10 protein-coding genes are annotated in these 7,448 nt (G+C 70.9%); all 10 read right to left on the reverse strand.

Going from position 1 to position 7,448, the window contains the following annotated elements; all coding sequences use genetic code 11:
- Nucleotides 1-349: Fic family protein (locus KZX60_RS12100; RefSeq protein ID WP_348983886.1), on the reverse strand; the 349-nt coding region annotated here is incomplete at its 3' end.
- 123 nt (nucleotides 350-472) lie between these two features.
- Nucleotides 473-2,125 carry a crosslink repair DNA glycosylase YcaQ family protein gene (locus KZX60_RS11750; RefSeq protein ID WP_248118570.1) on the reverse strand — a complete coding sequence of 551 codons (1,653 nt, stop codon included), beginning with the start codon at nucleotides 2,123-2,125 and terminating at the stop codon, nucleotides 473-475.
- 112 nt (nucleotides 2,126-2,237) lie between these two features.
- The gene (locus KZX60_RS11755; RefSeq protein WP_248118572.1) at nucleotides 2,238-2,603 is read right to left on the reverse strand and encodes a serine/threonine protein phosphatase; all 366 of its coding nucleotides are present in this window, start codon (nucleotides 2,601-2,603) and stop codon (nucleotides 2,238-2,240) included.
- 211 nt (nucleotides 2,604-2,814) lie between these two features.
- Nucleotides 2,815-3,171 carry a DUF6176 family protein gene (locus tag KZX60_RS11760; RefSeq protein ID WP_248118575.1) on the reverse strand — a complete coding sequence of 119 codons (357 nt, stop codon included), beginning with the start codon at nucleotides 3,169-3,171 and terminating at the stop codon, nucleotides 2,815-2,817.
- An 85-nt stretch (nucleotides 3,172-3,256) separates the two neighbouring features.
- The gene (locus tag KZX60_RS11765; RefSeq protein WP_248118577.1) at nucleotides 3,257-4,177 is read right to left on the reverse strand and encodes an Abi family protein; all 921 of its coding nucleotides are present in this window, start codon (nucleotides 4,175-4,177) and stop codon (nucleotides 3,257-3,259) included.
- 226 nt (nucleotides 4,178-4,403) lie between these two features.
- Entirely contained in the window at nucleotides 4,404-4,913 is a 510-nt protein-coding gene (locus KZX60_RS11770; RefSeq protein ID WP_248118579.1) for a hypothetical protein, read from the reverse strand.
- Between the two features lie 52 nt (nucleotides 4,914-4,965).
- Nucleotides 4,966-5,250: a hypothetical protein gene (locus KZX60_RS11775; RefSeq protein ID WP_248118582.1), complete on the reverse strand. Its 285-nt coding sequence runs from the start codon at nucleotides 5,248-5,250 to the stop codon at nucleotides 4,966-4,968.
- A 165-nt stretch (nucleotides 5,251-5,415) separates the two neighbouring features.
- A complete protein-coding gene (locus KZX60_RS11780) occupies nucleotides 5,416-6,168 on the reverse strand; it encodes a hypothetical protein (protein ID WP_248118584.1) in 753 nt (250 codons plus the stop codon).
- Between the two features lie 6 nt (nucleotides 6,169-6,174).
- Nucleotides 6,175-6,771: a DinB family protein gene (locus tag KZX60_RS11785; protein WP_248118592.1), complete on the reverse strand. Its 597-nt coding sequence runs from the start codon at nucleotides 6,769-6,771 to the stop codon at nucleotides 6,175-6,177.
- A 23-nt stretch (nucleotides 6,772-6,794) separates the two neighbouring features.
- On the reverse strand, nucleotides 6,795-7,358 hold the full coding sequence (locus KZX60_RS11790) for an alpha/beta hydrolase (RefSeq protein ID WP_248118594.1): 564 nt from the start codon (nucleotides 7,356-7,358) through the stop codon (nucleotides 6,795-6,797).
- Nucleotides 7,359-7,448 lie beyond the last annotated feature (90 nt).

Here is a 7,448-nt window from a genome sequence, read left to right on the forward strand (position 1 = left end):
GGTGCAACACGGCGTGCACGAGGACGCGCCCGGTGCGGCCGTTGCCGTCCGCGAACGGGTGGATGGTCTCGAACTGGGCGTGCGCGATGGCGGCCAGCAGGGCGGGCTCGTCGAGGTCGGCGGCCAGCCGGGAAGCAGCGCCCATGGCCCTCACGTTCGCCGCCACGAGCGCTGCGTTCGGGCGGGTGCGTTCGCCGAGAGTCGCCAGGGCGAGGGCTCGCGCGCCTGCGGTGATGTGCTCGATCTGCGAGGAGGACGCGGACTCAGTGCGAAGGAGCACCGCATCGATCGGGGCGATCTCTCCCGTGAGCCCCGGGAGGGCGTGGCTGATCTCAGCATCGAAGCGCACGACGGCGGCCGTCGCCTCCTCGACCTCGGTCGCCAGATCGGAGGGCAGGTCGAGCCCGAGTCGGGCGATGCGGGCCGGGAGCGCGGCTCGATACGGGCCCGAGGCGCGCGGCCGGGCACACTGCTACGAGTCCGGGAGCACGTAGTGCGCTGCGCGCCGCTCCCCGCGCAGTTCGAGGAGACCCTCCTCCGTCATGCCTTTGAGCACCGCCCGCGCGGCCGTGGGCGCGATCTGGCATAGTTCCGCGGCTTTGCTGCGGGTGATGGATCCGTATTCGCGGATGTAATCGGCGATCAGCCGCCGCTGTTGGATTCGGTCGACCGGACGCAGGCGCAGGTAGGCGGCTCGGTCTTCGGCCAGCTCGTAGAACCGCGCGGTCAGCATGTACCGCTGCGCCCGGCCGTTCCCCCGCGATTCCAGGACGCCGGCCTCGACGAGCGCGGTGGCAGCTGCGCGCACGTCCGCCACGGGCAGTCGAAGGCGTTCCGCTGCCTCCGCCGCCCCCGCAGGCCCCCCGTGCTTGATCTCGTGGACCACCCGCAGCTCGGTCAGGGTGAGTGCACGCTGGCCCTCGTTCTGCCGGCGGGCCAGGAAGATCAACAGCTCCCTGTCCTCGTCACCCAAGGGGATGTCGACGATCACGGACCGCTGCGTGGAGCGGCCGTAGTCCGGCGTACCCCGGCCGGCTCGGAGCTGCGAGGCGAACATGTCCTGAACCCCCTTGCCCCGGCGCTCGACGAGACCGGCGCGCTTGAACACGTTCGCCAGGGCAGGGCTGCGGGGAGCCGAGCGGTTCAGGATGTTGGCCGGCGAAACGTCACGGGGGAACCCGCCAGGGCTTGCGACGGAGAACGTGGACCCGGTGAGGGTCACCTGGATCGGCCCCACCTCGGCGTAATCACGGTGCACAAGGGCATTGGCGATCGACTCGCGCCGCACACTCTCGGACAGCAGGGGTACATCCACTCGGACGAGACCCACCTCCACGGGTGTGACGGAGTTCCGCAGAGCCAAGCGGGCCTCGATCTCCTCGAACGCGTTCACCAGGGGAAGCAGCAGGTCCTCATTCGCTTCCACACCGTGGGGTCGGGAGTCCTGGAAGAGGACTTCCGCAGTCGGGGCCCACCTGCGCAGCGCATCCGACGTGCCGAAGACCAGAACCGCGCCGAGACTGATGCCGCCGTCCGGAGTGAGGAGGTCCAGCGTCCGCAGCAGTTCCGCATCCGTGAGCTCCGCAAGACCGCTGTCACCAGCCGACTGGCTGGCCAGTCGGCGGAACCGGTCGAACTCGGTTGGATCGAGGTGCCCCCACTCGGCCCCGCGCGCCTCCGCCCGGGCGTAGTCCAGGCCGACGCCGTCGAACCCAGCCCGCAGGACGTCCATGGGTGTCATAGGCATGCACGCGGGGCGACCGTCCGGCCCCACGACGCGCTTGACGAACAACCCCTTGCGCGTGCCGACGAACGACGACCTCGCCTGGGGGACGGTGATGACCGCCACGTCTTTGCCCTCCCAGGGGACCACCTCGACGTCCACGCTCAACGGCGGCTCGATGCCGTTCTGGATGCGTCCAGCCAAGAGGTCTGCGTCCACAGCACCACCATGCTCGGCTGTCGTCCCGACGACGGTGCCGTCGTCGTCGACTCCGACGAGGATCCGGCCTCCAATGCCGTTGGCCATGCAGACGACGGCCTGGTAGAGGTCGTCCTTCCCCAGCCGACGTTTGAACTCGACGTCCAAGGTCTCGCCCGCAGCGAGGAGGGGTCCAAGGTCCATCTCATAAGTATCCATAGTTATGGAGCGATGAACCATCGTTCGCGCATGCTTGCCATAACTTTGAGCATCTTTGGTGCGCGGAACGCCCCCGTAGCTCCTCTCGTGCCCCCTTTCACCCCGCCGGGCGCAGCCGCTCCGCGGGCAGGGTCAGGGTGATGCTCGCTGCGGGGTCGATGCTCTTGGCGACCTCCCCGACGGCGCCGTCCACCGTGGGCGCGATGGTCACCTGCGTGCGCGTGACCTCCTGGATGCGCACCCGCACGGGGTCGCCGACGCCGTCGGCCGGGTCGAGCAGCCAGTCCTCGGCGAGCGCACGCAAGCCGATCGTGTCGAGGACAGCCTCAGCCTCGTGCAGTTCCATGGGCTCGCCCCGGCGTCGGTGGAGGAGGTCGTGCGGCACGAAGAGGTCACCGACCATCTCGATGTAGCCGACGTGCTCGCCGTCGTCGGAGCGCAGGTGGTCGAAGATGGCGGACATGGGGCCAGAATAGCCGCGGGGATTGAACGTCCGAGGGGAGCCGTTCGCGTCACAACGTGCGCGTCACCCGGGGTACGCCGTCCTCGTTCCACCGGAACAGGGTCAGGTGCCACAGCCCGGGGGCCGTGCGGGACGGGTCGATCAGCCCGTGCGCGCCGGCCTCCTCCAGGCGGCGGCGGACCGGCTGTAAGCCGGGTTCTGCGCGCCCGCCTCACTCCCCCAGCGGCCGCATGGCCTCCTCGACGCGCTCGGGGCTCATGTGCACCTCGGGGGTGAGCAGCAGGCTGGGCTCGTTGGGGTCGAGGCACTCGCGCCAGTAGGCGGCGTGGCGCTCGTCGAGCCAGTGGGTGGAGTCGCTGAGCTCGGCGCCGTCCTCGCCCTGGAGGGTGTACCACCACAGGTACAGGGCGTCCCCGACGGTCTCGAAGAAGATCGTCTCCACGTACATCCGCTCGGGCTCCAGGGTCTCGCGGAACGCCTTGGGGTTCTCCCGCAGGAACGCGATCCACTCGCGGGCGCGCTCCTCCTTGCCGGCGCGGACGCGGAGCCTCTCCATTTCGATCCTCATGGGCCGTCAGCCTACGGATCCTCCCGACGACGGCGGCGGGCCGCGGCCGTCTCCCCGGGATGAAGGACTCCCGCACCGGCCGCGCTCATCGGAGGCGACGAGACCAGAACGGATCCGAGGACCAGCCCACCGGAACGCCCATCCCGTGGAGGTTCATCTCGGGCCTGTCATGCAGGAGCTCGTACAGGCGGTCGGCCCAGCGGCTGCGCGGCGAGACCGTGCCCAGAAGGGACTGGAGCGAGACGAGCACCGGGTACAGACGCTGGCGGGACGCCTCGGGAACGGCCTCGGCACCGGAGAGCCACGAGATGGCGGGTGACTTGGGGATCATGGGGGTCACGCCGAGGCCCACATTCCAGAGGCGGCCGTGGTGGGCGCAGATGTTCCGCACGCGCACGTAGACCTGCAGCCACGAGGTGAGCACCGTGTCGGTCGACCCCACGCTGGCCGCCACCGCCACACGATCTGAGCGACGCGCGAGGTTGCGGTACAGGCCCGCCAGCTGCCCGATGGTCAGGGACTCCACCATGAGCCAGGACGGGGGCAGTTCCGGCTTCCGATAGGTCATCAGGTAGTGCTCCAGCGCCGAGGGGTGGTGGATCCGGTCATGACCGGACTCGGCCAACCCCAGCAGCCGGCTCCGTACCAGACGGCGGACGATGTCGAGGAGGTCAGCGTGCCGCTGTCGGTCGCGGAAGTGCACGGCGTCGATGTACCGGTGGGCGTCGTCATAGGTCGTGGACATGTGGTCGGTCAGGGCTGCGCGGACCGCGACTTCCACACGCTCGAGGGCGTCGAGGCAATGAAGCCGCAGCTTGCGATCGAAGACGTACAGGTCCAGGACGTCGTCGAACTCGGCACCGGGGGCGAAGGTGTGAGTGGATCGCTCCGCCTGGAAGGGGATCGTGTAGGGGGAGAGCCGGTAGTACCCGAGGTGCCGCAGGTATCGGAGAGCGCGGTCCCGGTCCGGAACCACGAGCCCCCGGCTCTCAAGCTGCTCGAGCATCCGCTCGTGGGAGAGCGGAGGCTTTGCGAAGGTCTCTGACCCCCGTGCCCGCATGGTCCGTCCCACTTCACCCTCCCGTTCCGGCACAAAGCGGCGCCAGGCAAAGAAAAATCCCCCAAGTGCGCATCATGGAGAGGCGTGGGGGATGTAGTGGGTTCAGTGTAGCACCTGAGAACTCCGTGTCGCTGCCAGGCCGATGGAACGGTCTGGGCAGATCGCGGCGCCCTCACTGCGCCAGGATCCAGCGGTCCTCGGGGCCGAAGACATGGAGATCGTCGCATGCGAAGCCGCGCAGCCACGGAACGCGGTCCACCACGCGCAGGTACAGGCCGCGGTGCACGCCGGACTCGTCGCCGAGGGACGGGCTGAGCACCTGCGCGGAGCCATCGGGCGCGCGGCCGTGCCGAAGCACGGAGTCCGGCGCGTTCGCCTGGTCCAAGGTGGCCAGGCGCAGCAGCGGGGCGACGGCGGGCGGGCACTCCCGCAGGCCCGCCGCCGCGACGGCCCGCCGCAGCTCGGGGAGGGTGCCACCGTCGGGCAGGTGGAGCTCGGCGAGCGTGCGCTCGACGACGCTCACCCGATCGGGGACCGCGGCGCACACCCGCGCGTCCGCGATCAGGCGCTCAGCGGACTCGTTCATCGCGACCCCCGCCGCGCGCAGGCGGGCGAGGAGGTCGGCCGGCCCCTCAGGTGCGAGGTCGAGCGTGAGGGAGTCCCCGGGGAGCAGACGCGTCATGGGGCCATCCTGCCTCGACAGAAAACCGGCTGTCAGCCGGGTTCTGTGCGGGTCAGGTGCGGGATTCCCCCGCAAACGGAGAGAGGAGATGCTCCAGGGACTCGGCCAGTGCCGCCTGCAGCGTGGTGTCACCCGACCAGCAGTCCCACGGGAAGTCGGAGTCCACCACGTCCCCGTCCACCACGACGTCGACCATGCCGCCGCCGCTGAGCCGCACCTCCAGTGAGGAGCCGGAGCCCGAACCCAACGTGCCACGAGAGCAGGCCCAGCCGTCGATGGGAACCGCCGCGGACAGCCCATGGCCAGGCCAGGCGTCAACCAGTGCCGCGTCGAGCATGCGGCACGCCCACCTCTGACGGCCGGCACGCCGACGCGCACGCGCCTGACGCCACGCCCGGAGCCCACGGATCATGGCTCCCATCCTATCCGGTCTACTCACGGGCGGAGTCGGCCGCTCTGAGACGTCATCGGCGTCCCGACCGTCCCTCCGGCGGGCCGGGCTTCACGCCTCGTCGGGCGCCCGGTCCTCCGCGTCGGCGATGACATCCTCCAGAGCCTGCAGGTGGGGTTCGGCGTCGTCCCCGGCGCCCAGGTCGGCCAGCGCGAGGCGGAGGGCCTCGAGCAGCTCGCCAGCCTTTGCGTCCGCGGCGGCGGAACTCCAGCTCTCCCGCCAGGGCTCCTGAGTGGCGTCCTGCTGCTGGAGGAAGATGAGCCGCTCGACGTCGTCGGCCGGGATCTTGAGTTCCTCACCCCACGCCTGCATGGTCTCCACGTACGTGGCGTACTTGCGGGGGTAGGTCCAGCCATCGCCGATCCGGACGTCGACGTCCTTCGCGTGCTCGGCGAACCAGGCGCGCACAACCGAGTCGAGGACGGGGGCGATGTCGGACTCCCGGTGGGCCTTGGTGAGGAAGGAGAGGTACTTGGTGCCGAAGGCCGCGCCGAGGTGCTCGAGGCAGCCGACCCCGCTCTTGCGCTGCTGCCGGACATGCTCGAAGGCCGCGGGCCCGCCCTGCTCGAGGGTGATGCGGGTGACGTCGGCGAGCTGCTCCTCGAACCCGGGCTGCGCCATGATGCGCTCCACCCGGGAGGGGCCGTAGCCGACCCGTCCGTATCCCCACACCATCGCGGCGATGAAGGCGTCCCGCTGCACGGCGCGGTCCTCGGCGGTCACCTTCGCGGCGTAGCCGGTGACGACGGCGCGGGTCAGCGGCTCGCACTCGAGGCAGGCGGGCAGGTCGGGCACGGGAGGCATGTGCCTTCAGTTCCGGCCCGGTCCGCCGCTCCCCTCCGCGATGGCGGTCAGACGGTCCACGTGGGCGGCCCAGCGGTCGGCGTCCCACGGGGGCAGGTTGTTCCCCGGGGCGCGCAGGCCGGCCTGCCCGTCGATCTGCTCCCGCAGGATGTCCGCGTGGCCGGCGTGCCGGGCCTCGTCCAGGGCGACGTGCGCGATGATCTGCGCGAGCGTGACCTCCGCCTTGTCGTCGGGCCACCACGCCACCCGCCCGGGGGCGTCGGCGCCGAGGGCCGTGATGGTCGCGTCCGCGTGGGCGAAGCAGCGGCGGGCGAACTCGAGGACGTCCTCGAGGGACTCACCCTCGGCGGCGAACATGTCCACGTTGTCCTCCTCCGGCTGCCCCGCCGCCGCCCAGGGCAGCTGCACCTCGGCGGGGCGGCCGAACGTCTCGCCGAAGTACTCCAGCTCGATGACGGCGGCGTGCTTGACCAGTCCCAGCAGGTTGGTGCCGGTGGGAGTGCGCGGCAGGCGGGCGTCGCGCTCGCTGAGGCCCTCGAGCTTCTGCAGGAGGGCCGCGCGCTGGCGGCGCAGCCCGTCGTGGAGGATCTGCTTGTGGTCCATGAGGTGATCCTGCCCCAGAGCAATCAGGCCGCGAACCCCCGCACGAGCTCAGCCACCCGCTCCGGCGCCTCCAGGTGCACGTCGTGCCCCGCACCGGGCACCTGCACGTGCCGCACATCCGGGCGCCGACGCCGCATCTCGTCCAGCTCTCCGGCGGGCACGTACCCGTTCTCCCCGCTGATCAGCAGGGTTGGCGCGCCGATCTGCCCCCATTCCTCCCACCGGGGCCGCGCGTGGACGGGCCACAGGGCGGTCTCCAGCACGTCGACGTCGAAGCGTGGCACCCAGCCGGCGTCCGTTTCCTCGAGCCCCTCGCGTCCGTGGCGTACGCGGTCCTTCGGCAGGACTGGGCCTCCGGCACGACGACGCCGGTCCCCGCCGACGTCGACGTCCCGGGTGGAGCGCGGGGATGGCGCGGTTGCGGGCGGCCCCGCCCCTGACTGGCCGTTGCGCACCGCGCGCCTGACGCTGCGCCCGCACCGGGAGGACGGCCCCGGCTGGCCCTGCCGGATCGGTGTCCCTGGTGGGGGAGAACGCGGGCATGCCCGTGGGGGACGTGATCCTGTGGCTGACGGACCGCGAGTCATCCCGCGGGCCTCACCTCGTGTGTTCGCCTGACCATAGCCGGGGCACTACATACGGCACTGAGGCTGGTCAACCCTGTAGACCGCCCCCGT

The organism is Micrococcus sp. EYE_212, from assembly GCF_023147585.1.
Lineage (GTDB): Bacteria > Actinomycetota > Actinomycetes > Actinomycetales > Micrococcaceae > Micrococcus.